Below are 26,047 nucleotides of genomic sequence, written 5' to 3' on the forward strand. Positions count from 1 at the left end.
TACACCTGAGCGTGAACCCCAACAACTGAAAACTCCGAAAGTTAACCTTCCGGACTCGGTGGATGTCACAAAAGTGGGGATGGTCTTTTTGTTAAGAATTGCGACGTAGAGTGATTGAAATATCGGGCGTTCACGCGTACAATGACGCGAAAGCGTCGCTTATATGTAAGATTTCATCTCTTCAAGGTGAGTTCGATGTATGTACCTCGCTTTCTTTCCAGTTTGCACGCTGAATCGAATCGCTGGGCGATCGCGAGCCTCGTGCACGTCGACGGATCGTCCTACTTGCCCTCCGGTGCGCTTATGGCCTTTCATCCCGACGGCCGCAGCTTGGGTGTCATTTCGGGAGGATGCCTTGAAGCGGACCTGCGCGCACGGGTGGAGTCCGATGGCGTTTGCGACAGCGCGCAACTTCTCGTCTACGACCTCCGCCGGACGGACGATCTCGGCTTTGGGCCGGGCGCCGGTTGCGACGGCATTCTCACTGTGCTGCTGGAGCCATGGACCGATGAACTCGCGCGCATGTTTGAAGGCATCCAGGCAACGTGGGCCTTACGCAGCGCGGAGGCGGGATGGCCATCTCCGTCGTCCATTCCTCTTGCGCGCGTGCGCCGCGTGTGGCATCGGGGGCTCGGCTGCGTAACGGTCATGTGCGATGTCGGCGGTCATCTCGTGGCTCGCTACAGCGTTCCCGTTAAACCTGTGATAGGCGTGCCTGCCGAAACCGAATGGGATGTGTACTATGAGCCTCGTCCGCGTCTGGTGATCTTTGGAGCTGGGCCGGATGTGCCGCCGATTGTGTCTCTCGCCCACCGCGCGGGGTTCGACGTTGTCGTGTGGGATTGGCGGGACGAGCTCCTTCGCCGGGCGCGCTTTCCGCATGCAAAGCTCCTTCTGACAAGCACCGACGAAGCTGTCGCGGCAGCCGAAGTATCTCCCTACGATCACGTCCTCGTGATCACGCATCAGTATGAGCGCGATCTCACGATTTTGCGCCACCTTGCTCGCGTTTCACCGTTCTACACGGGGCTCCTCGCATCGCGCAAGCGCGCAGCGCGAATGCTCTCTGATCTTCCGGCTGGGTACCGCGTTCACGCGCCGGTGGGAGTGCCCATCGGTGCAGAAGGGCCCGACGAGATCGCCGTCAGTATCGTCGCAGAACTCATTGACACCCAAAGTGGGCGTAGGCATGCTCACGCCCGCGGCGTTCCGATGGATACGGCGGAGGCGGGATGGAAATGAAAGTCGTCGGCGTGTATCTCGCAGCCGGTCGCAGCACACGAATGGGCTGTGACAAGCTGTCGTTGCCGCTCGGGGATGCCGCACTCGGCGAGTGGGGGCTGCGGTCGCTCCTGCAGAGCGCGGTCAACGAGGTGGTCTGGGTTCAAACCCAGCGCTCTCCATTGACCGCACCACTCCGTGTCAAGCCGATACACGTTCGCGCCATGCCCGTCGGTCTGCCGTTGTCGGCATCCGTGCGCTGTGGGGTCGAAGCTGCACACGATTTAGGCGCAGATGCGCTCCTCTTCGCCCTTGCCGATCAGCCCTTCGTGACGTCCGCCCTGTTGGACGATCTCGTCCACGCGCTCTCGCGACATGCCGAAGCGGTGTATGTCTCGTTTGGCCACGGCCCGCCAACGCCGCCCCTCATCGTGCGAACTGAGTTTGTTTGGAAGCTTCGCGCCGAACTCGCGGGCGATCGCGGTTTAGGTCCCCTGCTCGCCGGTCGGCGAGCGCTAAGCGTGCGCAGGGCTCTGTACGACACGACTTTGCTCTTGGACGTGGACACGCCGGAGGATTACGAGCGCGCAAAGTCGCTCTGCATGGCGGTAGGGGGGAGATGGACGTGATGGAGCCGCGCGTCTGGCTGCCGACGTCTCTCGCCGAGGCGTGGGCGTGTAAGCGGACATTGGGAGACAGCGCCTGCTACGTGGCTGGCTCGACGTGGCTGCAGTTGCGCGCCGCGTCGGGGGATACCGTGCCGAGCGAATGGATCTGCGTCGACGAGATCGCCGACGAACGCGACGTGCCTGTTGAAGTCGACTCCACTCTCCACGTGGGGCTGCGGGTGACCTTGGCAGAGGTGATCCGAAGCTCGGCGGTCCGCAGACATTGGCCTCATCTGCACCAGGTGTGTCGCTTCGTCGGTGCACCTGCGTTGCGCGAGCAGGCCACGGTGGTTGGGAACCTCGTGGCACAGGGCGACTTGGTGCCGTATCTCCTTGTTTCCGGAGCAAGTTTGCTCTCTTGGAATGAAGGCGCGATTGAAGAGAAGTCGGTTTCGGAATGGTTGACGTTCCGTGGCGCCACCTCCGATGCGTTGGTAAGCAGAGTGAAGATTCCGAAAGAACTAGAACACGTCCGGTTCTTCATGCGCAAAGTCGGGCGCCGGGCTGGTTTCCAACCAGCACTCGTGACCATTGCCGCCTCGCTGGAGAACGATGATTCCGGGGTGATCGACGACCTGCGCGTGGCCGTCGGCGGGGGAGTACACTGGCCGCACAGGCTCCCGCAGGTCGAAGCTCTGGTTCGCGGAGAGCGACTGCGCCCGTCTCTCTTGCGTGAGCTTCACCGCATGATTCAGTCGGAAATGCGGACCTATGACGACGCGTTTGCCACTGCGGAATATCGGCGAGTCGTGGTGGCGAATCTGGTGACCGCGTTCGTTGCAAGCGCGCTGGAGGGGTGAGCGGTGGATCGCGACCAACTTCGCAGCTTACCGACATGGATTCCGCGCCCGGATGGCTGGGAAAAGGCCCGCGGACGTATGAGGTATCTCACGGATCTGCATCATCCCGGCATGCTGATTGGCGGCGTGCTCCGAAGCGACTACCCGCATGCGCGCATTCGACATATCGACACGTCTCGTGCGCTGCAGATCCCAGGGGTTCGCGCTGTGCTCACATGGCGCGACGTCCCGGGGCTGAATCGATATGGCATTGTCATCCAGGACCAACCTGTTTTCTGTGAGGACCGCGTTCGATACGTGGGAGACGTGATCGCGGCGGTCGCGGCGGATTCCCATTCCTCGCTCGAACAAGCGCTCGCGGCCATCCAGGTGGTATACGAGCCTCTTCCGGTGGTCTCCCAGCCAGAGGAAGCGCTCAGGAGAACGTCCGTCAAACTGCATCCGACAGGCAATCTGTTGCATCGCAGGACATTTTCGCGCGGCGACGTGAAACAAGGGTTTGCCGCGTCGGCCGTGGTGGTCGAAGCGGTGTATGAGACGCCCCGCCAAATGCATACCTACATGGAGACTGAGGGCGGCCTGTGTATACCCGAGCCGGACGGATCACTCACGTTGTATGCTCCAACGCAACACGGATATGGCGATCGCGCCCAGTTGGCCCGCATCCTTGGCTGGCCTGAGGAACGCATTCGCATCGTGTCGAGCCCCATCGGTGGTTCGTTCGGGGGCAAAGATGAGCTGAACGTCCAACCGTATCTGGCGCTGCTCGCGCTTTCAACCGGGATGCCCGTGAAAATTCATCAATCCCGGGCGGAGTCCGTTCGTTCGGGGCTGAAGCGCCATCCCATGCGAATTTGGATGCGCACAGGAGCCTCTCGCGACGGCCGTATCCTCGCGCACGACGTGCGCATCGTGGCCGACACGGGCGCGTACGCGACGCTGGGCCCGGCGGTGCTTGATTTCGCGGTGGAGCATGCCACCGGTCCTTACGTCATCGATCACGTCCGCGTGCGCGGTTACTCGGTGCATACCAATTGCGGCGTGGCCGGAGAGTTTCGCGGCTTCGGCGGGAACCAGGTGACGTTTGCACTTGAAGGACAGATGGACCGATTGGCGGACGCATTGGGGATGGATCCGCTCGAGGTGCGCAGGCGCAACTTTCGCGCCACTTCGGATCGCGGGCCACTTGGCCAAACCATTGCGCCGACGGAAGGCGCGGACGAAGTCCTCGCCTTTGTGGAGCGGAAGCGAGCGGAGGTTCAGTCGCGGCATGCCCCGTCCAGCGCATCCGCCTATCATCGCCGAGGGGTCGGCATCGCTGTCACGATGCACGGCGGGGGCCTGGGGCTGCGGCGGCCGGATCACACAGGAGGTCGGGTGCGCTTGACGCGTCATGGGAAGATTGAACTCGCGTTTGGGTTTGAGGAGTGCGGTCAAGGCGTGATTGCCGCGATTCCGCTCCTGGCCGCGGAGGTGCTCGATTGTGCGGTCGAAGACGTGGAGGTGGTGCTCGGCGATACGTCTCGGGTGCCCCGATCAGGTTCATCCACGGCCTCTCGGGCGACGGGCATGGTGTGGCACACGCTCAAGCGTATTCGACCCGACTGGGAGTCGAAGATGTTGTCCATCGCGGCTCGTGTTGCCGAGCGCCGCGAGTCAGACCTCCGCCTGGGACCCGGTGGTGTGCACGAGCGCAACGCCGGGCGTCTCGTCGCGTCGTACTCCGATATCGCCGCCGCTGCAGGAGATGATTTGCCGGAGGTCGAGATTGCATCCCATTTTCCCGTGACGCCGGATACGTGGGCTCAGGATGGCGCTCACTACCTCTATTCGTTCGCCGGGGTGGTGGCCGAGGTCGACGTGGATCTGCTGACTGCAGAAGTGCGCGTGACCGGCCTGCACCAAGGGGTGTGGGCTGGCAGAGTGGTGAACCCGATGGGGTATGTGGGGCAGATTGAAGGCGGTGGCGTTATGGGGCTGGGATTTGCGCTCATGGAAGATGCGCTGATGGAAGAGGGGCGTTACGTCACGCGCAACCTGGACACGTATCTGATTCCGACGGCGTTGGATGTGCCGGAGATGGAACTAGACGCTATCATCCCAAAGATGGAGGACGATCACGGACCGCGTGGCGTGGGGGAGATCGGCACGGTGGCCGTTGCACCGGCGATTGCGGCGGCCATTCACGACGCGACAGGCGTGTGGATTACGGCGTTGCCGGTTCGTCAGGATGTACTGCTCGCCGAGATGGCGAAGAGGGGGGAGACCTTGTGGCGGTGGATGCCAAGCGATGCCTCGAAGGAATGGACGTCCTGGGGCCGGGAGCGGATCGCGTCGAGTTCGTCCTGAATGGAAAGCTGGTGATGGTGAAGGCGCCGCCCTGTACGCCGCTCGTGCGCGTGTTGCGGGACGAACTTGGAATGATGGGCACCAAGATTTCGTGCGGGATCGGAAGATGTGGAGCTTGCACCGTCGAGGTGGATGGGCGCCCCGCACTCGCCTGCATGACGCCGGTGTTTCGGCTGCGGGGGCGGTCTGTGGTCACCATCGAAGGCGCGGGCGATCCCGAAACTGACCGCATTGTGCATGCGTTTGTGGAGGAAGGGGCCCTTCAGTGTGGCTACTGCACGCCGGGAATGGTAATGGCGGTTCGGGCTCTGCTTCACGCCTTGCCGTCGCCAAGCGAAGAGGATATACGCGCTTGGCTGTCCGGAAACCTGTGCCGATGCACCGGATATCTACCGATTCTGCGCGCGGTGCGACGTGTGATTGAGGAAACGGACTACAGGGACAAAGGATAGCGGCCGGAAACATGACAGTGGGCCGCTGGAAGGCGGCCCGCGTCGCTGACAAGGGCGCTTGGGTTAAGGGAGATACGACTCGTACGCCAGCGCGTAGAGCACGCGGATGAGGACCTCGATTCCGCGCCCGAGCGCGTCGCTCGATGTGAATTCATCCGGCGCATGGCTGACGCCGCCTCGACTCGGGACAAAAATCATCCCGCACGGCACGCTGCCAGCAAACGTCTGCGCGTCGTGGCCCGCTCCACTGAGAACGGGCATGGAGCTCCATCCCGCGTCGTTGCCGGCGCTGGAGATCAATGCGATGATGGATGGATCCATCGGCACGGGGGCCTGATTCATCCATGAGGTCAAGCGCACCGATGCTCGGCGCTCGGCGGCGATATTCGAGCACACGCTTTCGATTTCGCAGGCAAACAGATCAAGCTGCCGTTCGGAGGGATGGCGCACATCTAAGGAAAATGTCACCCGTCCAGGGATGACGTTGACCGCGTTAGGTTCGACATGCCACTGTCCCGCCGTCAGCGTAAGGTCTGGAATGGCCGCGGCCCGTTCGAGCAGTTCGTTCAGCAGACTGCAAGCGCATGCCATCGCATCGACTCTCGCTTGCATCGACACCGTCCCCGCGTGCCCCGCGCGTCCCACGACTTCGATCCCATATCGCCGCTGGCCGACGATCGCCGTGACGACACCAATATCCACGCCGGCCTCTTCGAGCTTCGAGCCTTGCTCCACGTGAAGTTCCACATAGGCGCCGACCGGTTGTCGGGATCGCCGGGATGCGGGAGGTAGATTCGCGTTCCGCATGGCGCGCTCGATGTCGATCCCGTCCTCATCGAGCACGCGAGGCAGGGGAGTTGGTTCGCGGCCTTCTGCCGCCGCCAAGGCGTTCGACGATCCCCAAAAGGCGACGGGGAAGCGCACCCCCTCTTCTTCCGCAAAGGACACGACATCCAACGGCAAGTGGGGCGGGCCGTAAGTGGCTCGCAGCCAACTGACTGCGATGAGACTAGCCACGATTCCGGCAGCGCCGTCAAAGCATCCGCCTTGGCGGACCGTGTCCACGTGAGAGCCTGTGAGGATGCGGCGTCCACCGGGAGAGGCCGGTTCGGAGCGGCCGTAGAGGTTGCCCACGTCGTCCCAGAACGTCAGGAGTCCTCTGGACGTCATCTCTCGTTCCAACCACGCCTGTGCCTCCCGCCACGCGGGGGTGTAGACGAGGCGCGTGATACCGCCCTCCGGCACGCTGCCGAATTGGGCCAACGAATGCAGCAGTTGCACCGCTTCGTGGCCCAAGGACTGCGCGTTGGGCCGCAAGTTCGGTTTGTGAGAAATGGACATGCTTTCACGCCCTTTCCGCATGAGATGAGTGTGCGGACCGAATCCATTGGCCAATGCCTGCGGTTGGAAACGTGGGATCTCCGTGTGCCTGATACACCAAATGGCCACGGCACCACGTTTGCACCACGCGCGAAGAGAACGTCCGGCCGATATACGGGCTGTGGGGGTGGCGTTGGAACAGGTGTTCGGACCTCAGTGTATAGCTCTCGGCCGGGTTGATGATGGCGAGATCGGCGTCGGATCCAATTTGAATCACGCCTTTTCGGGGATATACGCCCAGCCGCTTGGCGGGATGCGTGGCGGTGAGGCGGGCCACGTCCACAAGTCGCAGTCCTTGGCGCAGTCCTTCGTCGAGCATGACCTCAAGGGTGGATTGTCCTCCGGCGATTCCGCCCCAAACGTCGAAGTAATTGCCGGATGCGGACCGTTTCATGTCCATTGGACACGGCGAGTGATCCGAAGCGACGTCGTCAATGAGCCCGCGACGCAGGAGATCCCAAAGTGCGAGGCGCGTCTGTTCATCGCGGAGGGGTGGTGCGCACTTGGCCACGGGTCCGAGTCGTTCAAAGTCGTCGACGGTCAGCGCAAGGTAGTGAGGGCATGTTTCCAGTGTCACGTCCAAACCCTTTCGCTTGGCCTCTTGAACTCGATGCACAGACTCTGGGGTGCTGATATGTACGAAATGCAGTCGGCAGCCCGTCGCCTCGGCAAGCGTGAGAGCTCGTTGCACCGCCTCCAACTCAACCTCCGGGGGCCGCGAGGCTGCATAGTCGCGGGCCGTCAGGCGCCCCTCCCGTTCCAACTGACTCCTGATTGCGTCGGCAATGGCCCCGTTCTCCGCGTGCAAGAGCAAGGGAAGGCCCACCCTGGCCAGAATGCGCATCCCTTCATACAACGTTGCGTCATCCACTTGCACATAGCCGTGGTCTGCGCTGGGACCACCTGGCGCGGATAGGAACGCCTTGAATCCGAGAACGCCTGCGTCGGCGAGCGGCTCGAGCTGATCCAAGCGATGAGGCACCAGCCCGCCCCAGAACGCGAAGTCTATGACGGACTTACCCGTTGCGCACGCTTTCTTCTCCATGAGCGCCGAGGGGTCGATCGTCGGAGGGACGCCATTCAACGGCATATCCACGAACAGTGTGCACCCTCCTGCGGCCAGCGCGCGGGAGCCTGTCTCAAATCCCTCCCAGTCGGTGCCCGGTTCGTTGAGGTGCACGTGTGCGTCGATGACGCCGGGCATCACCCAGTGTCCCGATACGTCCACCTGCACCTCCGCGCGGCCATCAATGGAGCCCATCGCCGCAATCCGCCCATTGGTAATGGCTAAATCCATCATCAGCGCACTGGATTCCGTCACGACGAGCCCGTTGCGCAGAATCACGTCGTACACTGGCATCGTCCTTTCATGTAGATGTAAATGATCATGACAAATAGCGGATTTGAACCCATTGTAGTCAGATGAATGTGAGAAAATCGATAGAACGCATACTCAAATTGCGAGGAAATCATCGTATAATTCGCATATAGCCGTTGGGTTCCTGATTTGTGCGTTATGTTTTATAACACAAGGGGGAAGCGCAATGCGTGTCTCAGATTTGTTCGCACTTCCGGTTTTTGAAGGCGCCCGTTGGCTTGCTGGAAGAGAGGGAGGTTGGCGTACGGTCGAGTCCGTCAACATGATGGACGCGCCTGATATTCTCGACTTCCTAAAGCCTCATGAACTTCTCGTTACAACGGCTTACGCTCTCCAAGGAGACACTGAGAAGTTGGTCCAACTCGTCCGCGAGATGGCGAAGAAGGGGTGCGCAGGACTTGCGTTGAAAACCCAGCGCTTTTGGTTCTCGATTCCTGAAGAAGTTGTGGCCGCAGCACGTGACGCGGCGTTTCCGCTGATCGAATTGCCGAACACATACGCCTTGGGCGAGATTGTGTCGGCTTGTATTGCCCATATGATGGATAGGAGGGCAGCTGAATGGTTGGAATCCATGCGGGCGCAGAGGGAGTTTGCCAGATGGATGATGGAGGGCAGGAGCTTGGACGATCTCCTGAACTCGTTGGAAAGGGCTATCGGTCGCCCGTTCGCCTTGTTGGAATGGACGGGAGAACGTTTGGCGGCGAGTGACGGGGTGGGAGAGACGGAGGTGTTGTCCGCTCGTTGGGCGGCGGTGTCTGCCGAACCCGGAAAGAGCATCTGGATGTGCGTGCGAGCTGGCAGTCGAGGAACCGAGATTGAGGCTTTTCCTGTGTGGATTGATCACCCATGTGCGTATCTTGTCGCTATCGGAGGACGCGTGAGTCATCTGCCCGGCTTTCAGCGCATGATGGCTGAGGTCATGCCCGTCCTCTCTGTGGAAATGGGGAAGCGCCAGGCGGTTCGCGACGGCGCGCGCCGTGCCTCGGAATCGTATTTCGAAGCGGTGGTTTCCGCTGAACTCGCGACCGAAGCCGAGATCGTCACGGCGGGCAAGCCATACGGAATTCACCGCGCCGCGCTACACCAATGTGTTCTTCTCAGACCGTTCGCGATGTCTCGCGATACGCAGATCCGGCCGGCCATCCCGCGGTCGCGCGAAATGGAGCGGCTCGCGGAGTGGAGCAGGCGGTGGCTTCGGGAAGCGGGGGAAGACGTGTCCGTTTTCCTGTGGAATCGACACGTGGTCATCGTCCGCCATCTTCCCAGTCAGGACCAGGTGGGAACGGAGGAGACGTTTCGCGCCCTCCAGGCGCAGGCCTGGATGGCCATGGGATACCCCGTGTCGATTGGGATTGGCAACCCAGTGGGCAGTGTGGAAGGCTTGGCGCGCTCGCTGAAAGAAGCATGGAGCGCCTTGGAAGAAGAACAGCGCCGAGAGGGAGATCGCCCAGTCATTGCGAGGGCCGGCGTGCGAAACCTCTCGGATCTCGTACATCTTCTTCCACACGAAAAGTTGTGCGAATTCCGCGAGGCTGTCCTGGGGCCCATTCTTGCGCTACCCGCGGACGAGCGAGATGTATTGCTTCACACGTTGGCAACGTTTCTGGATTTGCACGGAAACGTGGCGGAAACAGGAAAGCAACTGTACTTGCATCGAAATACAGTTTTATACCGCCTCAGCAAATGCGAGCAGTTGTGCAAGCTGTCGCTGAAAGACCCTGATGCGACGCTGCAAATTCGGCTGGCGCTTCACATTCATCGGCTGATGACTCGCGTTGATCCGCAGGCCCAACGAGTGTCCGGCGTATGGGGCTAACTGCCCCGATACGCCGTGAAGCTGGATGGGGTGATGAGGACAGGGATGTGATAGTGCTGTGAGGGAACGCTGATGTGGAATCGAACGCGCACGACGGGAAATACGGTTTCTGCGCTGAGCAACCCGCCTGTTGCTTCGTAGTACGCCTTCGTGTGAAGAACGATTTCGTACTCGCCTGTTTCGATAGCGTGCCCTTCTGACAAGGGCTGGGGCGGACGGCCATCGGGTCCGGTCCTGCACTTGCTCACGCGATAAGGTTCCGGCACAAGACGCCAGAGTTCCACCTCGATCCCGCCGGCGGGGACTCCCCGGGCGAGATCGAGAATGTGCGTCGTGATGCATCCCTGTGTCATGTCGCGGTCTCCCATTCTGTCTCGAAGTAGGGCCATTGTTCCGCTAGGTCGGCTCGCGTCATGGTGATCCCCTGGAAGCCGAAAGGCGGTCGAGGCTCGGTGTAGACCTGTCCGCGGCCGTCGGGTGTCTCGGCAATGCGTTCCCACGTCCGGTTCTGCGATTGGAACGTGATGGACTCGAGCTGTGGGAATCGGGCCAGCGCCAGCGCGCAGATCCGGTGAATCAGGTGTTGAATGGACCGGGTGTCCAGGGCATGGAAGACGGCTCCTGCGAGATCGCGGATTTGCTCTGCGAGGACATACCCTGTTGCTTGATCCGAAAGCGCGCTCTGCGAGTCGACGTATGTCCATCGAGCGCTGAGAAACACGTACAGCGGTCGGTTGGAGTCCTCGGGGAGGGTGGTGTATTCGTCGCGGATATAGCCGACGAACGAGTTGCCGCGGATCTTGATCAGGTGCAGGCCGTCCAGGCCGGAGCGGTGCCACACCACGAAAGGGGTCCCGTCCGGATGTCGTTCTATGCGGAGTTCTGCGCTCGACGATTCGTTGCGGCTGTGGAGAAAGACGAGATGGCTGTCTTGGAATCCTTCTGCGCTAGGCACGGGGACCGGGCGAAACACTTGTTCGTCCGCGTAGAGTTCCACGGCGCGCACGTGGGGGTACGTTTCGAGAAAGCGGCGCCCTGCAAAAGCGAGAAAGCCATCCAGCGAAGGGCCCTCGTACAGCGCTGCGTGCTTAAGCAGAAAATTTTTCATGGAGTCCGTGGCGATTACGTCTGAATTGTCTCCGTCGCGAAATGATGGCAAGAACGCATCTCCTTCGACGGCGATTCGGACGCGAGCGCCAAATACTGTCTGATCGCGGAATTTGACAGGCGACTCGTGAATCCGCGTCCACGCGCGAAGGGGTGCGTGGCACGTGCGATACACGTACACATCGTCTTTTCCGTAGTAGATGCCGAGCGGGGAGCGGCTCTCCATCGTCGTGACCTCCTTCACGATCTCGTCGCGGCGCTCCGCGCCTTCAGGCGCTGAAGCGCGATACAACAAATTTCTTCGAGGGCGCGCTGAAATTCGGTTTCCTGTGTCTGGTTCAAGCGCTCGCGCACGGACGCGAGGATGTCCTCGGGGCGCTTTCCATGTACGCAGAGGATGAATGGGAATCCGTGCTTTTCCTCGTACGCTCGCGTCAGCTGTTGAAGTTCGGCTGCTCGCTCGGGGTCAAGGTTCGCGAGTCCCGATTGCCGCTGCTCTTGTGAGGACAACGCGCTCATGGGGCTTTGTTGGCCGAGGCGAGGATGCGCCTGAATGAGCGCCTCCTGCTCGCGCTGCGGGGCTTGGAACACAACGCAGCGAACGGCGCGCTCGACCTCCGCCCAATCGGAGAATGGACCGAGGTCATACAGGCGGGCGGCGAAGTGCGGAGAGTGTTCGAAGCAGTCTCCGTAGATCTCCGAGAAGGCGGCTCTCGTCAGTTCTTGCCACGCACCCGGTGTCATACTCGTTGTCCTCACCTCGCCAGGCAACTTGCTGAGATTGTACAGAGCGCCTGTCGCTTGCGTCAATACATCTCACACAATGGAGCTTCCAAAAACGTCAATCTTCATTTTGGTCAATATATCTCACGCATGATGCTGACCATCTGCTATCCTCGATGGAAATCGGTTTGCGCCATCGGCGCGCAGGAGGTCGGCCATGCGGATTTTGATTCACGACGCGCAGATCATCACGATGAATGCACGCGACGAGATCGTCCACGGAGACTTGCTCATCGATGGCTCGCGGATCGCTGCTGTGGGCGATGTGGGACACCCGGGCGATGTCGATCGCGTCATCTCGGCCAAGGGGCTCGTCGCCATGCCGGGATTTGTCCAGACGCACGTTCACCTTTGTCAGACCTTGTTCCGCGGCATGGCGGATGACCTGGAACTCTTGGATTGGCTCAGAACGAGAATTTGGCCGCTCGAAGCGGCGCACGACGAGGAGTCGGTCTATGACTCCGCCATGCTCGGAATCGGCGAATTGATTCGGAGCGGGACCACGACCATCGTGGACATGGAGACGGTGCACCACACGGAGGCTGCTTTTCACGCCATTCGAGAGACGGGCATCCGTGCCGTCTCTGGCAAGGTCATGATGGATGACGGAGAAGGCGTGCCACCCGGGCTGCAGGAGACGACGGAGGCTTCGCTGGAGGAGAGTGTGCGCCTGCTTGAGGCGTGGCACGGCCGAGACGAGTCGCGCATTCGGTACGCGTTCTGCCCGCGTTTCGTGTTGTCGTGCTCAGAGCCATTGCTCACGGCGGTCCGCGATTTGTCCCTCAAGTACCAGGTCGACGTCCACACGCACGCGGCCGAAAATCGGGACGAGATCGCGCTCGTCGAGGCCAGCCGAGGCATGCGCAACGTGGCCTATCTGGACCACTTGGGTCTGGCGAACGAACGGCTCATCCTGGCTCACTGCATCTGGCTGGATGAGCGTGAGCGCCAAATCTTGGCGCGCCGCGGCGTGCGCGTCGCCCATTGTCCCGGGTCCAATTGCAAACTGGCTTCTGGAATCGCCGATGTTCCCGCCCTCTTGTCGATGGGCTGCAAAACGGGCCTGGGTGCCGATGGAGCGCCCTGCAATAACAACCTGGACATGTTCCACGAGATGCGGTATGCCGCCATGTTGCAGAAGGTGACGCGCGGAGCACTGGCGCTGTCGGCGCGCGACGTTCTGCGCATGGCAACCGTGGGGGGTGCGCACGTGGCGGGGCTTGAGAATGAGATTGGAAGCCTCGAGCCCGGCAAGCTTGCGGACATCATTCTGTTGGATCTCCGCGACTTTCACACCTATCCCTCCGTCGGTGTGGATCCCGTGAGTCGCGTGGTCTACTCGGCGACGCGCGACAACGTGGTCATGAGCATCATTCACGGGCGGATCGTGATGGAGGGCGGAGTGGTTCTGACGCTCGATCACGGCGACGTTCTGAAGCGAGCCGACCGATCCGCCAAGCGGGTGATGCGGCGGGCCTTTGGCGAAACGGGGGTGCCGAGCCATGCCGTGCAAGCCTGATCTGTGGCGGCTGGTCGACGACGCGATGAGCGAGGAGGTGGCGTTTCTTCAGTCCCTGGTGCAAACGCCGACGGACAATCCGCCTGGCGACGCACGATCCATGCTGGAGATGTTGAAGGTGTCCTTGGAGCGGCTCGGCATCGAATCCGTAGAGGTCGATCTCGTCGAAGGAGAAGAGGCTGCTCGTTATGGGCAGGTGGCCGCCGGCAGTGTCATCGCCAGGCTGTCGTTCGGGGACGGAGGGCCTGATGTGGTCCTGAACGCGCATGGCGACGTGGTGCCTCCGGGCCTCGGCTGGACGTACCCGCCCTATGGCGGCGTGATCGACAGCGGCTATCTCTACGGGCGCGGGGCGGCCGTATCCAAATCCGACATCGCCGTCTACACGTTTGCGGCGCTCGCGGTGAAACGCCTAGGCGCGGCGGGACGCGGGCGAGTCGCGCTGGTCTTCAACATGGACGAGGAGACTGGTGGTCACCTCGGCCCTCGCCGGCTGTTGGAGCGGGGCGCGATTGCGCCCGATTACGCCCTGTGCGCGGGTTCCACGTACACCCTGGGCGTGGCGCACAACGGCTGTTTGCACATGGAAGTCCGGCTCACGGGGCGATCCGCCCATGCGGCCATGCCCCATCTCGGCGCGGATGCGCTGGAGGCGGGGAACGCCTTGTTGACCCGTCTGTATCGGTATCGGGACGAGATCGGCACCCTTCGTTCGCGCGTGCCGGGCATTGAACGGCCCACGCTGGTGGTGGGCACCTGCCACGCCGGCATCCACACCAACGTCGTGCCAGACGTGTGCGTGATCCGGCTGGATCGCCGTGTCATTCCCGAAGAGGATCTGGATCTCGTCGAGGCAGAGCTGCGAGCTGTCATCGCGGAGAGCGTTCGTCCGTTCCCGGAGGTCCGCTGTGAGGTGACGCAGCTGTTGCGCGCCGAAAGCTTGCGCCCCCTTGCCCTTGGCACTCCACTTCACGAAGCGCTTGAACGAAATGCCCTCGCTGTCGTCGGCGAATATCTTCCGGCAGAGGCGGTGCCGCTGTACACGGACGCGCGGCATTTCGCATCCTTCGGCGTTCCGGTCATCATGTACGGCGCGGGGCCGCGCCACCTCGCGGATGCGCGCGGACATCGTGCGGACGAGCGCGTAAGCCTGCGCGATCTCGCCATCGCCACGCGTGTTGTGGCAGGAACGCTGGCAGATCTTCTGGGTGTTGCATGGGAATGATAGATATAATGACATTTTGCTTGTGAATGGCGCACAAAGGTCGATGAATCGCTTCGGAAACATCGCACGAAAACGCGGTTTAAGTAAGATAACATTACATATCTGGTTGCTCATGTTCGGTTCTCTCACTAAGATTCGAAGCAAGATCACATTCTCGATTTCGAAAGGGGAGAGAATCCGTGGCGCAACCGGTCGAAAGCGTGACGTCGTTCACACAGCCGTATGATCCGTCGCTATACAACGAGGACTTGGCCCCCGTTTCCCCCGAGAAAAAGACATGGAGTTGGGTCAACTTCACCACCGTGTGGATGGGCATGGTGCACAACATCGTCTCGTACGAAACGGCCGCGAGCCTCTTGGGGCTTGGCATGAGCGTTTCGCAAGCCATCTTCACTGTGGTGGTGGCCAACGCTATCCTCATCCTCGCGATGTGCCTGAACAGCGTTGCGGGAACCAAATATGGGCTGCCTTTTCCTGTGCTCGCTCGGGCCGCGTTCGGGCATCGAGGTGCCCAAATCCCAGTGTTTTTCCGGGCGTTCGTGGCCATCTTCTGGTTTTCGATTCAGGCGTACGCCGGCAGCGAGGCTCTGTCCACCGTTCTCGGCGCGCTCATCCCCGGTTGGAATCGCCTCGGCGCCCATCACGTCATCGGCATGGGCTTGAACATGCTGATTGCGGTGCTCGCATTTTGGCTGTTACACGCCTGGATTGTGTCGCATGGCATTGAACGGGTTCGCCACTTCGAACTCTGGGCTGGGCCACTCGTCATTGTCCTGGGGCTCGGACTCGTCGGCTGGGCGTTGTCCGTCGCCCACGGGTTCGGACCGGCGTTCTCGGAGCCGTCTCGACTGCACGGCGCGAAGTTTTGGAGTGTATTCGGGCTCACCGTGACGGGGCTCATCGGCTCGTGGAGCACGCTCGTGCTGAATATCCCGGATTTCACGCGCTTTGCACGTTCTCAAAAAGACCAGGTGGTCGGGCAAGCCGTGGGTCTTCCAGGCACGGCCATCCTGTTCTCGTTCATGAGCATCGTCATCACCTCGGGTACCTTGATCGCGTTCGGCAAGGCCGTGATTGACCCAGTTCAACTCATCGGCCATTTTCACAGTCCAGTGGTGCAGGTGCTCGGTTGTCTCGCACTGGTTGTCGCCACGTTGTCGGTCAATGTCGCTGCCAATCTCGTGTCACCTGCCTACGATCTCGTCAACATGTTCCCCAAGCGGCTCAACTTCGTGCGAGCAGGGCTCATTGCGATTGTCGTGGGATTTCTGTTTGCGCCTTGGGCGTGGTACGACAACGCCGGTGTCATTTTCAGCGTGCTGAATGCGATAGGAGGAGGGCTGGGACCCGTTGCAGGCATCATGATGGCGGACTTCTACTTAGTGCGAAAGCGGCGGTACGAAGTCGACGCTTTTTACACGGCTGACGGCGGCTTTCGCTACCGCGCTGGATGGAACCCAAAGGCCTTGGTTTCGTTGGGGGCAGGGCTCTTGGCATCGTTCATCGGGCTGCTGGTGCCTTCGCTGTCGGAATTGTACAACTACTCTTGGTTCTTGGGGCTGTTCGTGGGAGGGCTCTGTTACGCGATGCTCATGACATTGGGTGAAGATCCGGTGCGCCACGAGGACGACTGGCTCGTCGGGGACATCGAGTAGGCAGGAGGCGAGCGACGTGACGGCAGTTTGGGTTCGCGGCGGGATGATTGTGACGGCGTCGGACGTGTTTGCAGGAGATGTGTGGATTGAGGACGGAGTCATTCGCCAGGTGGGGGTTGTAAGGCCTTCGGGCGAAGCTCATGTCATCGATGCGACGGGCATGTACGTCATGCCCGGCGCCATCGACGAGCACACCCATATGGGGATGCCGTTCAACGGCACGGTGAGCGCGGATTGGGACACGGAAACGATTGCGGCTGCTATCGGAGGCACTACAACGATTGTGGACTTCGCCATTCAGCGGCGTGGGGGCACGCTAGTGGAGGCCATTGAAACATGGCGAAACAAGGCCGATGGCCGCACCGCCATTGACTATGGCCTTCACGTTGCCATCACGGACCCTCGGCCGGAGGTGATTGCCGAAATCCCCGAGGCAGTGAAACGCGGCGTCACAACCGTCAAGGTGTTCATGGCGTACAAGGGCGAGATGATGGTGGACGATACGGCGTTATTCCAGACGCTCTTGGCCGCGCGCGAGGCCGGTGCGCTCGTCATGGTGCACGCAGAAAACGGAGATGCGGTCGTGCTGCTGCAAGATCTTCTGTATGAAGCCAACAAGCGAGCGCCTCGATATCACGCAGAAAGTCGCCCGCTGGAAGTGGAGGCCGAGGCGACGCGGCGAGCCATTGCGCTCGCGAAACTCGCCGACGCACCGCTCTTCATCGTGCACGTGACTGGGCGTGAGCCCATGGAGGAGATTCGGCGGGCGCGTCACCGTGGACAGCGCGTGTATGGGGAGACCTGCCCACAGTATCTGCTGCTCGACGAATCCTATCTGGCGCTGCCTGGATTTGAGGGTGCCAAGTACGTGTGTTCGCCTCCTCTCCGCCATGCATCGCACCAGGAGGCGCTCTGGACGGCCTTGGCCGAAGGCGTTCTGCAGACCATCGGGACGGACCACTGCTCGTTCAATTTCCGCGAGCAGAAGCACATGGGCAGAGACGACTTCCGCAAGATCCCAAACGGACTGAATGGAATTGAAAACTGGGTGCAGCTCATCTACACCTACGGCGTGTGCCAAGGGCGGATCTCCTTGTCTCGCATGGTGGATCTCATCTCGACTCAACCCGCAAAGTTGATGGGCTTGTACCCGCGGAAAGGGACGCTCGCCGTGGGCGCAGACGCGGACCTTCTCGTCTACGATCCGTCCGGGAGCGCGACGATCACGGCGCAAACGCAGCATCAAAACAGCGATTACAACGCGTATGAAGGCTTTGTGGTGCAGGGAAAGCCGCAATGGGTCCTGCTCCGCGGAAACGTGATCGTCCAAGAAGGGGCGTACGTGGGTTCCTTGCGCGACGGGGAATTTGTACCCTGTCGCCCGTATTCCGCCGCGTATGGGGAGAAAGCGCCTTTCGAGTCGCGCACTCTTCAGGCGGAACTCGTCGACGCATGAACGGGCGAATGGAGGTGGCGCGGATGACGGGTGCAGAGACCGTTCAAGTACCCTTGTCTCCGACGATGAGCGACGTGGAAGCGATGGCGGAGGCCGCGCGGTGCCTGTTTTGCGAGGATCCGCCTTGTGTGCGGGCCTGTCCGACCGGGATCGACATTCCATTGTTCATTCGCAAGATTGTTTCGGGCAACCGGGTGGGCGCGGCGAAGACCATTTTCGACGCGAATCCGCTCGGTGCAAGTTGCGCGCGGGTGTGTCCAACGGACGAACTGTGCGAAGGCGCTTGTGTTTGGGGAAAATCCTCGCGACCTGTGGAAATCGGCCGTCTGCAGCAGTACGCGACGGATGCGGTACTCGAACGTGATGTGGCGCTGTATGATCCGCCGTCTCAACCCATTCCACATCGCTTTGCCATTATTGGCGCGGGGCCGGCGGGATTGGCCGCCGCGAGGGAGCTCGCCCTCGCAGGTGCACAGATCACCATCTACGAGCGTGAACACTCCCCGGGAGGTCTCAACACGTACGGCATCCCGCCGTTCCGGCTGTCGGCGGACGTGGCGGTTGCCGAAGCGGAGATGATTCTCTCGCTGGGTGTTCACTTCGAAAGAGGGGTAGAAGTGGGGACGCATGTGCGGCCCGAAGAGCTTTTGGATTCGTATGACGGTGTTTTGCTCGCGTGCGGGCTTGACGCAGGTAGGCGCTTGGGCATCGAGGGCGAGGACCTTGAGGGCGTGATGGACGCCCTCACCTTTCTGCGGATGGCCAAGGAGGGGCGCGCGCGTGCGGGGCGCGAGGTGGTGGTGATTGGAGCGGGAAACACCGCGATGGATGCTGCGACCACGGCGCGCCGGCTGGGTGCGGAACGCGTGACGATCGTGTACCGGCGCTCGGAGCAAGACATGATGGCCTATCGCTTCGAATATGCGTTTGCGAAATCGGAAGGTGTGCAATTTCGCTGGCGGCTAATGCCCGTAGGATTCGTGGGCGACGGCGCGGTCCAGGTAGTCAGATGTCGACAGACCGAGGCGGATCCGTCCGGTGCATGGCGACTTGCGGAACGTGAGGAGCGATTGCCGGCCGATCAGGTCATTGTGGCCATTGGGCAAGCGCGTCGATGGGATCTGCTCGACGCCTTCCAAGTCCCGCACCGCGACGGCGCCGTCACGGTGGATGAACAAGGGCGCACGGGTCGCCCCAAAGTGTATGCCGCTGGGGATTGCGTGTGGAGCGGGAAAGGTGCAGAAGCGACGGTGGTTGTTGCCGTTGAACAAGGGAAACGGGCTGCGCGCGCGATGCTGAACGACGCCCTGTCGCGGCGTGTTGAAAATGGAGTTGCGGCGGAGGGATCCGCATGGCCGACTTGACGGTGGAGATAGCAGGCATCCGCTCCCCGAATCCTTTTTGGCTCGCGTCCGCTCCTCCGACCAATACGGGCTTTCAGGTGGAGCGCGCGTTTGAAGCAGGATGGGGAGGGGCCGTATGGAAGACGCTCACGGATCGGCCGGTGCGCAATGTGTCTTCGCGATTCGGCGCGCTTCACATTGCAGATAAGCGGATGGTGGGTTTCAACAATATCGAGCTCATCTCGGATCGGCCCTTCGAAGACAATCTGGCTGAAATTCGGCAAGTCAAGCGCCGATTCCCCGATAGAGCTGTCGTGGCGTCCCTGATGATTGAACCGGACAAGAAGCAGTGGCAAGAAGCGGTGCGCAAGGTGGAGGACGCGGGCGTCGACGGGATCGAGCTGAACTTCGGCTGTCCGCACGGCATGGTGGAGCGCGGGATGGGGGCAGCTGTCGGGCAACACCCGGACCTCATTCAACGCCAGACAGCGTGGGTCAAGTCTGCTGCAACGGTGCCTGTCATCGCCAAACTGACACCGAATGTGACCGACATTCGCGCATCTGCAAGGGCCGCAGTGGCAGGTGGAGCGGACGCCATCAGCCTCATCAACACTATCAATTCCATCATTGGCGTGGATCTGAAGGCGCACGTGCCCCGGCCTACCGTTGCAGGTCTCGGAACGCACGGTGGGTACTGCGGACCCGCTGTGAAGCCCATTGCGTTGTACATGGTGGCGGAGTGCGCAAAGGACGACGCCGTCTGCGTGCCCATTTCGGGCATCGGCGGAATTGCCACCTGGCAGGACGCCGTGGAGTTCCTGTTGCTGGGAGCCTCGTCGGTGCAGGTGTGCACGGCGGTGATGCAACACGGCTTTCGCATCATCGAAGATCTGGTCGACGGCCTGAACCGCTTTCTGGACGAGAGTGGGGTTGGCGGCGTGCGCGATATCGTGGGGAAGGCGCTGCCGAACTACGTGCCGTTTGGGTCGCTCGATCTCGACCACCGTGTGGTGGCTTCCATCGATGCTGAACGATGCATCGGCTGCTACAAGTGTTACATCGCGTGCCTGGACTCGGCTCATCAAGCCATTGCACCGGGAGATGCCGAGGCGCGCGTGCCTAGCGTGTTGGTGGATAGGTGCGTGGGCTGCAATCTCTGCGAAGCGGTGTGTCCGGTGGCGTGCATTGAGATGATTCCAATGACCGAACTCGTCGGGCAATGTCAGGTGTCGAGCGTCACCGCACACCCATGACAGCGAGGAGGGGCTCATGTGTCGAGGTACGTCCGAATTGCGCTCATTCAAGCGAAACACGAGCTTCCTGGCGCTCGAAGTGTGGAGGAACACAAAAAGGCGGCCATGGAGAAGCACGTGGCGATGATCGAGGAGGCTGCGGCAGAAGGGGCCGAGATCGCATGCCTGCAGGAATTGTTCTTTGCACCCTACTTCTGCGCTGAACAGTCGTCGAAGTGGTATCGGGCGGCCGAACCTGTCCCAGGCGGGCCCACGGTTCAATGGATGCAGGAAGTGGCCAAACGGCACGAGATGGTCCTCGTGGTTCCCTTATATGAGGAAGCAATGCCCGGGGTCTACTACAATACAGCGGCCGTGATCGACGCGGACGGGACTTATTTAGGTAAATACAGGAAACATCATATTCCGCACGTTCAGGCTGGGGAAAGGCCGGAGACGGGATTTTGGGAAAAGTACTACTTCAAGCCCGGCACAGGAGGCTACCCTGTCTTCGACACGCGGTACGGGAAGGTAGGCGTGTACATCTGCTATGACAGGCACTTCCCGGAAGGAGCTCGCATTCTCGGCCTTCATGGTGCCGAGATCGTGTTCAATCCATCCGCGACGGTCGCGGGGCTGTCGGAGTATCTGTGGAAGTTGGAACAGCCTGCACACGCGGTGGCAAACGGGTACTATGTGGGCGCCATCAACCGGGTGGGCTGGGAAGCGCCGTGGAACATGGGCGAGTTTTATGGACAGTCGTACCTCGTCGACCCCCGGGGAAATTTCGTGCGGATGGCTTCTCGGGATCAGGACGAGGTGGTCATCGCGGATATGGATCGAGAGGTGATACGTGAGGTGCGAGAGACCTGGCAATTCTACCGAGATCGCAGGCCGGAGACGTATGGTACACTGGTCTCAACCTGATGCGGATTTCTGCGAGTGAGGGATGCCCATGTCGGTGGAAGAAGAGGTGCTTGGCGCGGGCGCGCCGGCGTGGCTGGAGAAGGACAGGCGGTTCGTGTGGCACGGCATGGTGACGTACGCCGCGGCGCAGAACCCGCTCGCCATCGTGGAGGGGGACGGCGCCTGGGTCGTGGACGCAGAGGGGCGGCGTTACCTTGATGCGATGTCCGGGCTCTGGTGCGTGAATCTTGGTTACTCCCAGCCGAGGCTGGCGGAGGCGGCGCACCGGCAATTGACCACGATGCCGTATTATCCTCTCACGAACACGCATCTGCCGGCCATTCAACTCGCCGAGAAGCTCAGCGACTGGCTTGGCGCGGAGTACCGCGTGTTCTTCTCGAACAGCGGTTCGGAGGCGAACGAGGTCGCGTTTAAGATCGCCCGGCAGTACCACGCCCAGCGCGGCGAGCCGAATCGGTGGAAGATCCTCTCGCGCTATCGCGCGTACCACGGCAACACGATGGGCGCGCTCGCGGCTTCCGGGCAGTTCGAGCGAAAATACAGGTATGAGCCGCTGGCGCCGGGCTTCGTGCACGTGCCGCCGCCCGACTGCTATCGCTGCCCGTTTGGCCGCACGCCGTCGACGTGCGCGCTGGAGTGTGCGGCGCACATCGACGACGTCATGCGCTGGGAATTCGACGATACCATCGCGGCGGTCATCTTGGAACCCGTCATCACCGGCGGGGGCGTGCTCGTGCCGCCCGATGGATATCTGCAGAAAGTGAAGGAGATATGCCACCGGCATGGCGCGCTGATGATTGTGGACGAGGTGATCTGCGGCTTTGGCCGCACCGGGGCTCGGTTTGGCCACCAGCGGTTCGGCGTGCAGCCGGACATCGTGACCATGGCCAAGGGCATCACCAGCGGCTACCTGCCGCTCGCGGCCACAGCCGTGCGGGCCGACCTGTTTGACGAGGCCTTCGCCCGCGACGAGGACTACGCGCACCTTCGCCACGTGAACACGTTCGGCGGCCATCCGGCCGCGTGCGCGGTGGCCCTTGTGACGCTCGACATCATGGAAGCGGAAGGCTTCGTGGATCGCGCCCGCCACCTGGGGGAGGTGCTCGCGGCGGAACTCCAGCGCCTGCGCGGGATTCAGGCGGTGGGCGACATCCGGACCTTCGGGCTTCTCGCGGGCATCGAGCTCGTGGAGGACCGCGAGACGAAGGCGCCCGCGCCCGGCGCGTTTGCCTCCCAAGTCGTCGCGGAATGCCGCAAGCGGGGCGTGATCGTCGGCAAGACCGGTGACACGACGCCTGGCGGCAACAACGTCATCACGCTTTGCCCCCCGTTTGTCGTGTCGGAGGCGGACATTCGGCACATCGTCGACGTCCTGCACGACGCGCTGCAGGCGCTCGCGTAGGGCGTTGCGCAATCTGGACACCCGCGCTTGGCCTCGCGCCCGGGCGTGGGTGTCCGCGCGTTTAGGCCGGACGCACGTGAGAAGCTTCGCGCGGCGACGCGGGCTTTTCGGCGAGGGATGGGAGTTGGGTGTATACCGATTCGAGCATTCGCCCAATCCGATCCGCCATCACCCGAGGCGGATACGGCATCCCCTCCTGCAGCCACCATTCCACCGTGCCCACGTAGGCGTTCACGACAAACTGCAGAATGGCGTCTTCCTCGGGCAGCGGATCCCTTCCCACCACGCGCCGGATCTCCCGCGTAAACGAGGCTTTGCACGACTCGACGTAGCGGCGGCGAAAGTAGGGAGCGCCGGCCTGGGTCAGCATGGTGCCGAAGAAATCGTATCGATCCGCCAGGTACTGAAAGCACTGCTCCGTGGCGGGGACCCAATCGAGCTCGGAGACGCATTGGCCGAACTCGTCCATGTCGCGAATGGCGTCTTCCATGACGCGATCGAGCAGGTCGTATTTGCCGAGGAAGTGCAGGTAGAAGGTCTTGCGACTGACGTTTGCGCGCTCTGTGATATCCTGCACGGTGATGTGGTCGAAATCCTTCTCCTTCATCAAAGCCACAAAGGCATCCCGAATGGCCTGCCGCGACTTCTGCACGCGCCGGTCCAACCGAATCCCTCCTCGGTGTGCATCTCTCCGTTGAGATACGAAACAAACGCGGTGAGCGTGAGTACTAATGCGCACTCGCCTTCCATCTGTCCATGGCGAAGGAGGATGTCTACGCTACAATCATACACGGACGAAGCTTATTGCACATCCGTTTCGAATCGGCAGAGGAGGTCGAAGGGATGCAGGTCAAGGCTCGCGGCGTGTTGAGCAAGGAGAGCCCGTTTCATGCCATCGAGATCGAGCGGCGGGAGCTTCAGCCCGACGATGTGCTGATTGAAATCCACTACTGCGGCATCTGCCACTCCGACATCCACTCGGCCCGCGGCGAGTGGGGCGAGGTGCGGTATCCATTCGTGCCCGGGCACGAGATCACCGGCATCGTCTCGAAGGTCGGCAGCCAGGTGACCAAGTTCAAGCCGGGCGATCGCGTCGGCGTGGGATGCATGGTCGACTCGTGCGGCGAATGCGAGAACTGTAAGCGCGGCGACGAGCAGTACTGCGTGAAGGGCAACATCCAGACGTACGGCAGTGTCGACCGCTACGGGCAGTACACCATGGGCGGCTACTCCACGCACATCGTGGTGAAGGAGGACTTCGTCCTCCGCATCCCGGATGCGCTGCCTCTGGACAAGGCGGCGCCGCTTCTGTGCGCGGGCATCACGACGTACTCGCCACTGCGCCACTGGCAGGCGGGACCTGGCAAGGAAGTCGCCGTGATCGGCCTGGGCGGGCTCGGTCACATGGCTGTAAAGCTCGCGAAGGCCATGGGAGCCGAAGTCACCGTGCTCTCCCAGTCCCTGCGGAAAAAGGAGGACGGCCTGCGCCTCGGCGCGAAAGCCTACTATGCGACGAGCGATCCTGAGACGTTCCGCCAGCTCGCCGGACGCTTCGATCTCATCATCAACACGGTCTCGGCCAAGATCCCTATCACCGCGTATCTGGGCCTTCTGAAGACGGATGGTGCCCTGGTCAACGTCGGCGCGCCGCCGGAGCCGCTCGAGGTGAACGCGTTTGCGCTCATCGCACAGCGCCGCACGTTTGCGGGCTCCTGCATCGGCGGCATCCGCGAGACGCAGGAGATGCTCGATTTCTGCGCCGAGCACGGCGTGACGCCTGAGATCGAGGTCATCTCGGCGGACGAGATCGACGCGGCATGGGAGCGGGTGCTGAAGTCGGACGTGCGGTATCGATTCGTGATTGACATCAGCACGATGCGCAATTGATGTCGCCGGCGGCTGGCCGATCCGGCCTGTTGCGCGATACAATGGACCTCGGAAGATCGGAGAACGGAGGCAACCTCATCTGCCTCCGTTTTCTCTCGTTTATCGGGGGAGTGACGACATTGACCCGTCAGGAAAGCCCGTATCGGTGGGTGGTGTTCTTCACGGCGCTCGCGGCGTACTACCTCATCGTCAGCCAGCGGACGGCGCCGGGCCTGGTGACCAATTCGTGGATGAGCGAATTTCACATTTCGGCGGGCGCGCTGGGCCTGATGGATAGCGTGCAGTTCTTGGCCTACGCGCTCTTACAGGTGCCGGTTGGCCTCTTGGCGGATCGGTTTGGGCCGAACCGATTCTTGATCTTCGGAACGCTGACGAATGCACTGGGCACGTTGCTCACGGGCGTGGCGACGCACGCCTGGGTGCTGTTTGTGGCCAGATTTCTCGTCGGGGTGGGGGACGCGACCATCTTCGTCAATCTGGTCGCCGTCATCAACCTGTGGTTTCGTGCGCAGGAATTCGTCGCGCTGCTCGGCATCATCGGCGTCGCGGCGGGGCTCGGATCGCTCACGGCGACGGTTCCTTACGCGCTCTGGATCCACGCCTGGGGATGGCGCAGCCTGTTTGTCGCGGTGAGCCTCATCCTGCTGTGCTTGAGCGGAGGGCTGTACGAGGTGCTGGTGCGGCGGCCGAAGCGCATGTTTGAGGGCGAGATCCAGCGGGCCGGGGAGCCGGTACGCCCGACCAGCGTACGCGAAGCCCTGCGGCAGACCTTCACGTCTCGGCAGGCGTACGCGCTCGCGATGTGCCATTTCGGCCTGGTCGGCACGTATGTCGGCTTCATGGGATCGTGGGCTGTGGCGTACTTCATGCAGGTGTTTCACATGGCGAGATCGGCCGCGAGCGCCATGGTGATGCTGGGGCTGTTCGGCGCGATGGCGGGCGGGCCGCTGACGAGCTGGCTCGCCAGCCGATTTGGCCACGTGAAGCGGCTCTATACCCTGGTCCACGCCGTCACCTTTTTGAGTTGGCTCGTCTGGTTTGCGAGCGGCATGCGCCCTTGGCTGGGCATCGTGTCCGCGCTGCTCGTCCTCATCGGCTTTGGCAACGGCGGCAGCTCGCTGACGTTTGCCATCGTCCGCCAGACGTTTCCCGTGGAGCGCGTTGGCGTGGTGTCGGGCTTCGCCAACATGGGCGGGTTTGTGAGCGCCGTGCTCCTGCCGTCGCTCTTCGGCGCGGTTCTCGACCGGTTTCCGGGCGATCGCGCCCTCGGTTTTCACGTCGGCCTGTGTCTCCCGGCGTTGTTCACCGCAGTCGGCGTGGCGGGTGTGCTCCTCGCCCGGGACGTGAAGCGCTCCGCGCCCGTGCCCGCGCAGGAGACGGTCTGAGGGAAGCTGAGGGAAGCGCGCCGCTTGGGCTGGCGCGCCCCTCGACTCCAGGCGGTAACGCG

At 61.8% G+C, this 26,047-nt stretch carries 22 protein-coding genes; 16 read left to right on the forward strand and 6 right to left on the reverse strand.

Annotation, left to right across the window (positions count from 1 at the left end; all coding sequences use genetic code 11):
• The first annotated feature begins 195 nt into the window (after positions 1 to 195).
• Genes J3481_RS02345 through J3481_RS02365 form a run of 5 tightly spaced genes read left to right on the forward strand, consistent with a single transcriptional unit; the run spans position 196 to position 5,490 of the window.
• Entirely contained in the window at positions 196 to 1,242 is a 1,047-nt protein-coding gene (locus J3481_RS02345; protein WP_206830571.1) for an XdhC family protein, read from the forward strand.
• Positions 1,239 to 1,850: a nucleotidyltransferase family protein gene (locus tag J3481_RS02350; RefSeq protein ID WP_206830570.1), complete on the forward strand. Its 612-nt coding sequence runs from the start codon at positions 1,239 to 1,241 to the stop codon at positions 1,848 to 1,850. Before J3481_RS02345 ends, J3481_RS02350 begins: the two co-directional genes overlap by 4 nt.
• The gene (locus J3481_RS02355; protein ID WP_236011042.1) at positions 1,850 to 2,689 is read left to right on the forward strand and encodes an FAD binding domain-containing protein; all 840 of its coding nucleotides are present in this window, start codon (positions 1,850 to 1,852) and stop codon (positions 2,687 to 2,689) included. The genes J3481_RS02350 and J3481_RS02355 overlap by 1 nt, the downstream gene beginning before the upstream one ends.
• A gap of 3 nt (positions 2,690 to 2,692) precedes the next feature.
• Entirely contained in the window at positions 2,693 to 5,038 is a 2,346-nt protein-coding gene (gene pucD / locus J3481_RS02360; RefSeq protein ID WP_328702028.1) for a xanthine dehydrogenase subunit D, read from the forward strand.
• Complete coding sequence (locus J3481_RS02365; protein WP_206830710.1) at positions 4,993 to 5,490, forward strand: (2Fe-2S)-binding protein; 498 nt, start codon at positions 4,993 to 4,995, stop codon at positions 5,488 to 5,490. Before pucD ends, J3481_RS02365 begins: the two co-directional genes overlap by 46 nt.
• Positions 5,491 to 5,553: 63 nt before the next feature.
• On the opposite strand, the gene J3481_RS02370 is transcribed toward J3481_RS02365, so the two are convergent.
• A complete protein-coding gene (locus J3481_RS02370; RefSeq protein WP_206830568.1) occupies positions 5,554 to 6,831 on the reverse strand; it encodes a Zn-dependent hydrolase in 1,278 nt (425 codons plus the stop codon).
• A 4-nt stretch (positions 6,832 to 6,835) separates the two neighbouring features.
• Complete coding sequence (gene allB / locus J3481_RS02375; RefSeq protein WP_206830567.1) at positions 6,836 to 8,230, reverse strand: allantoinase AllB; 1,395 nt, start codon at positions 8,228 to 8,230, stop codon at positions 6,836 to 6,838.
• Between the two features lie 184 nt (positions 8,231 to 8,414).
• Here allB and J3481_RS02380 point away from each other — a divergent pair, with 184 nt between their 5' ends.
• Positions 8,415 to 10,064: a PucR family transcriptional regulator gene (locus J3481_RS02380; RefSeq protein WP_206830566.1), complete on the forward strand. Its 1,650-nt coding sequence runs from the start codon at positions 8,415 to 8,417 to the stop codon at positions 10,062 to 10,064.
• Here J3481_RS02380 and uraH read toward each other — a convergent pair.
• The 3 genes from uraH to uraD are packed head-to-tail and all read right to left on the reverse strand — an operon-like array spanning position 10,061 to position 11,915.
• The gene (uraH, locus tag J3481_RS02385) at positions 10,061 to 10,417 is read right to left on the reverse strand and encodes a hydroxyisourate hydrolase (RefSeq protein ID WP_206830565.1); all 357 of its coding nucleotides are present in this window, start codon (positions 10,415 to 10,417) and stop codon (positions 10,061 to 10,063) included. The genes J3481_RS02380 and uraH overlap by 4 nt on opposite strands.
• The gene (gene pucL, locus J3481_RS02390) at positions 10,414 to 11,397 is read right to left on the reverse strand and encodes a factor-independent urate hydroxylase (RefSeq protein ID WP_206830564.1); all 984 of its coding nucleotides are present in this window, start codon (positions 11,395 to 11,397) and stop codon (positions 10,414 to 10,416) included. The genes uraH and pucL overlap by 4 nt, the downstream gene beginning before the upstream one ends.
• A 14-nt stretch (positions 11,398 to 11,411) precedes the next feature.
• Positions 11,412 to 11,915 (reverse strand): 2-oxo-4-hydroxy-4-carboxy-5-ureidoimidazoline decarboxylase, encoded by a 504-nt coding sequence (gene uraD / locus J3481_RS02395; RefSeq protein WP_206830563.1) that lies wholly within the window; start codon positions 11,913 to 11,915, stop codon positions 11,412 to 11,414.
• Between the two features lie 196 nt (positions 11,916 to 12,111).
• On the opposite strand from uraD, the gene J3481_RS02400 reads away from it, so the two are divergent.
• The 8 genes from J3481_RS02400 to J3481_RS02435 all read left to right on the forward strand — a co-directional run bounded on the left by J3481_RS02400 (position 12,112) and on the right by J3481_RS02435 (position 22,713).
• Positions 12,112 to 13,473, forward strand: a complete 1,362-nt coding sequence (locus J3481_RS02400) for a 5'-deoxyadenosine deaminase (RefSeq protein ID WP_206830562.1) — start codon at positions 12,112 to 12,114, stop codon at positions 13,471 to 13,473.
• On the forward strand, positions 13,457 to 14,698 hold the full coding sequence (locus J3481_RS02405; protein WP_206830561.1) for a M20/M25/M40 family metallo-hydrolase: 1,242 nt from the start codon (positions 13,457 to 13,459) through the stop codon (positions 14,696 to 14,698). Before J3481_RS02400 ends, J3481_RS02405 begins: the two co-directional genes overlap by 17 nt.
• A gap of 179 nt (positions 14,699 to 14,877) precedes the next feature.
• A complete protein-coding gene (locus tag J3481_RS02410) occupies positions 14,878 to 16,353 on the forward strand; it encodes an NCS1 family nucleobase:cation symporter-1 (RefSeq protein ID WP_328702026.1) in 1,476 nt (491 codons plus the stop codon).
• A 16-nt stretch (positions 16,354 to 16,369) separates the two neighbouring features.
• Positions 16,370 to 17,809 carry a dihydropyrimidinase gene (hydA, locus tag J3481_RS02415; RefSeq protein WP_206830560.1) on the forward strand — a complete coding sequence of 480 codons (1,440 nt, stop codon included), beginning with the start codon at positions 16,370 to 16,372 and terminating at the stop codon, positions 17,807 to 17,809.
• A 23-nt stretch (positions 17,810 to 17,832) separates the two neighbouring features.
• Positions 17,833 to 19,173 carry an FAD-dependent oxidoreductase gene (locus tag J3481_RS02420; RefSeq protein ID WP_236011011.1) on the forward strand — a complete coding sequence of 447 codons (1,341 nt, stop codon included), beginning with the start codon at positions 17,833 to 17,835 and terminating at the stop codon, positions 19,171 to 19,173.
• Positions 19,161 to 20,405 (forward strand): NAD-dependent dihydropyrimidine dehydrogenase subunit PreA, encoded by a 1,245-nt coding sequence (gene preA / locus J3481_RS02425; RefSeq protein WP_206830559.1) that lies wholly within the window; start codon positions 19,161 to 19,163, stop codon positions 20,403 to 20,405. Before J3481_RS02420 ends, preA begins: the two co-directional genes overlap by 13 nt.
• Positions 20,406 to 20,423: 18 nt before the next feature.
• Positions 20,424 to 21,311, forward strand: coding sequence for a nitrilase-related carbon-nitrogen hydrolase (locus tag J3481_RS02430; protein ID WP_206830558.1), 888 nt, complete (start codon positions 20,424 to 20,426; stop codon positions 21,309 to 21,311).
• A gap of 28 nt (positions 21,312 to 21,339) precedes the next feature.
• Positions 21,340 to 22,713: an aspartate aminotransferase family protein gene (locus tag J3481_RS02435; RefSeq protein WP_206830557.1), complete on the forward strand. Its 1,374-nt coding sequence runs from the start codon at positions 21,340 to 21,342 to the stop codon at positions 22,711 to 22,713.
• Positions 22,714 to 22,774: 61 nt separating this feature from the next.
• On the opposite strand, the gene J3481_RS02440 is transcribed toward J3481_RS02435, so the two are convergent.
• Positions 22,775 to 23,377 carry a TetR/AcrR family transcriptional regulator gene (locus tag J3481_RS02440; RefSeq protein WP_206830556.1) on the reverse strand — a complete coding sequence of 201 codons (603 nt, stop codon included), beginning with the start codon at positions 23,375 to 23,377 and terminating at the stop codon, positions 22,775 to 22,777.
• A gap of 179 nt (positions 23,378 to 23,556) precedes the next feature.
• On the opposite strand from J3481_RS02440, the gene J3481_RS02445 reads away from it, so the two are divergent.
• Positions 23,557 to 24,600 carry an NAD(P)-dependent alcohol dehydrogenase gene (locus J3481_RS02445; RefSeq protein ID WP_206830555.1) on the forward strand — a complete coding sequence of 348 codons (1,044 nt, stop codon included), beginning with the start codon at positions 23,557 to 23,559 and terminating at the stop codon, positions 24,598 to 24,600.
• A 119-nt stretch (positions 24,601 to 24,719) separates the two neighbouring features.
• Positions 24,720 to 25,985 carry an MFS transporter gene (locus J3481_RS02450; RefSeq protein WP_206830554.1) on the forward strand — a complete coding sequence of 422 codons (1,266 nt, stop codon included), beginning with the start codon at positions 24,720 to 24,722 and terminating at the stop codon, positions 25,983 to 25,985.
• Positions 25,986 to 26,047 lie beyond the last annotated feature (62 nt).

The sequence above is a fragment of the Alicyclobacillus fructus genome (assembly GCF_017329605.1).
In the GTDB taxonomy this organism is placed as follows: Bacteria; Bacillota; Bacilli; order Alicyclobacillales; family Alicyclobacillaceae; genus Alicyclobacillus; species Alicyclobacillus fructus.

What these genes read in the sequence shown, in the direction of transcription:
- uraH (WP_206830565.1), bottom strand. Translation starts at nt 10,417, where the DNA reads ATGACACAGGGATGCATCACGACGCACATTCTCGATCTCGCCCGGGGA.
- J3481_RS02370 (WP_206830568.1), bottom strand. Translation starts at nt 6,831, where the DNA reads ATGTCCATTTCTCACAAACCGAACTTGCGGCCCAACGCGCAGTCCTTG.
- J3481_RS02435 (WP_206830557.1), top strand. Translation starts at nt 21,340, where the DNA reads ATGTCGGTGGAAGAAGAGGTGCTTGGCGCGGGCGCGCCGGCGTGGCTG.
- J3481_RS02400 (WP_206830562.1), top strand. Translation starts at nt 12,112, where the DNA reads ATGCGGATTTTGATTCACGACGCGCAGATCATCACGATGAATGCACGC.
- J3481_RS02445 (WP_206830555.1), top strand. Translation starts at nt 23,557, where the DNA reads ATGCAGGTCAAGGCTCGCGGCGTGTTGAGCAAGGAGAGCCCGTTTCAT.
- pucL (WP_206830564.1), bottom strand. Translation starts at nt 11,397, where the DNA reads ATGGAGAGCCGCTCCCCGCTCGGCATCTACTACGGAAAAGACGATGTG.
- allB (WP_206830567.1), bottom strand. Translation starts at nt 8,230, where the DNA reads ATGCCAGTGTACGACGTGATTCTGCGCAACGGGCTCGTCGTGACGGAA.
- J3481_RS02355 (WP_236011042.1), top strand. Translation starts at nt 1,850, where the DNA reads ATGGAGCCGCGCGTCTGGCTGCCGACGTCTCTCGCCGAGGCGTGGGCG.
- J3481_RS02350 (WP_206830570.1), top strand. Translation starts at nt 1,239, where the DNA reads ATGAAAGTCGTCGGCGTGTATCTCGCAGCCGGTCGCAGCACACGAATG.
- J3481_RS02365 (WP_206830710.1), top strand. Translation starts at nt 4,993, where the DNA reads ATGGACGTCCTGGGGCCGGGAGCGGATCGCGTCGAGTTCGTCCTGAAT.
- uraD (WP_206830563.1), bottom strand. Translation starts at nt 11,915, where the DNA reads ATGACACCGGGTGCGTGGCAAGAACTGACGAGAGCCGCCTTCTCGGAG.
- preA (WP_206830559.1), top strand. Translation starts at nt 19,161, where the DNA reads ATGGCCGACTTGACGGTGGAGATAGCAGGCATCCGCTCCCCGAATCCT.
- J3481_RS02345 (WP_206830571.1), top strand. Translation starts at nt 196, where the DNA reads ATGTATGTACCTCGCTTTCTTTCCAGTTTGCACGCTGAATCGAATCGC.
- J3481_RS02420 (WP_236011011.1), top strand. Translation starts at nt 17,833, where the DNA reads ATGACGGGTGCAGAGACCGTTCAAGTACCCTTGTCTCCGACGATGAGC.
- J3481_RS02380 (WP_206830566.1), top strand. Translation starts at nt 8,415, where the DNA reads ATGCGTGTCTCAGATTTGTTCGCACTTCCGGTTTTTGAAGGCGCCCGT.
- J3481_RS02405 (WP_206830561.1), top strand. Translation starts at nt 13,457, where the DNA reads ATGCCGTGCAAGCCTGATCTGTGGCGGCTGGTCGACGACGCGATGAGC.